The 1,346-nt window shown below is 41.3% G+C and carries 1 protein-coding gene and 1 pseudogene; both read left to right on the forward strand.

What is annotated here, in order from left to right; translation table 11 throughout:
• Nucleotides 1-826, forward strand: a pseudogene (locus AC1DPZ_RS27280) (gliding motility protein RemB); the annotation flags it as partial.
• An 86-nt stretch (nucleotides 827-912) separates the two neighbouring features.
• Nucleotides 913-1,346: DNA glycosylase AlkZ-like family protein (locus tag AC1DPZ_RS27285; RefSeq protein ID WP_477409432.1), on the forward strand; the 434-nt coding region annotated here is incomplete at its 3' end.

Genomic DNA, 1,346 nt, shown 5'->3' on the forward strand with positions numbered 1-1,346 from the left:
CCGCAAATGGGCATTTTTTCATTACCTCGACTGGAACGTAAGCAATCGTGTTTCTTTTGGTTTCTTTAATGCTGTTATATCTCCCGAAACTGATGCAGCGGGCAACAGGCGTGGTTTTGATTTGAATTTTATAAATCCAATAGTGTTTTCAAGCTCTTTAGGTCCATCCCGGCAACCAAAGGACAATACACTGATTGGATTTACCGGCAAGTATAAAATTCTTGACAAAACTGCTTTATATGCCCAGCTATTATTAGACAGGTTTAAAGCCAGCGATTTCTTTTCTGGCAATAACGCCAATAATACTAATGGTGTACAGGTGGGTATCCGCGGAGCCGATCTGCTTGAGGTTAAACACTTTAATTATATTTTCGAGTTTAATACGGTTAAACCTTATACTTACCAAAATACAAATTCCATTAGCAGTTACGCTTTTTATGGCGATCCGTTGGCGCATCCTTATGGTGCAAACTTCAGGGAAATTTTGGGTATCCTTAATTATTCTTTTGGCAGGATAGACCTCCAGGGGCAGTTAAACTATGCCAAATATGGCCTTGATGCTACTACTGTTATCAATAATGGTAAAATTGTAACCAAGCCTTTTGTACCTGCAGATAATACCACTACAACCATAGGCCAGGGAATAAGCACCAACTTATATTACGCAGAAGGCACAGTATCATTCCTCATTAATCCTAAATACAACCTCCGTTTTGAACTAAGCGGTTTATATCGTAAAGAACATAATAGCTTAATTGACAACAAAACCACACTGTTAACTTTTGGGCTAAGAAGCTCGTTCAGGAATTTGTACCACGATTTTTAGCAGGATTTATGGATCAGGCAGATTTGCAGGTTTTGGTTGTTGTCGCTACTACGTGATAAGTTTACGCACTATCAGTTAACATCACCATGAAAGATGATCATTTAGCCGGTTTGCGCTTGTTTAACCAACACATCAGCAATCCGCACTTTAATGAGCCCGCGGATGTTGTAAAATATATGGTTGCCATGCAGGCCCAGGACTATGCCGGCGCCAAATGGGCTGTTGGTTTAAGAACGCAAAATGCGAATGAAGCTGTAATTGAAAAAGCCATAACCGAAGGCAAAATACTGCGTACCCACCTGCTTAGGCCCACATGGCACTTTGTTTCACCTGTTGATATTCGCTGGGTACTTGCGCTCACCGCCCCCCGCATTAACGCTATTAATGCGGGTATGTACAAAAAGTTTGAGGTTAGTAATGCCATCTTCAATAAAACCAACGATATATTGATAAAGGCGATGCAGGGCAACAAACACCTTACCCGTGCCGAGATTACAGAAGCGTTAAACCGTGCCGGGAT

Source organism: Mucilaginibacter sp. P4_G9 (assembly GCF_056400985.1).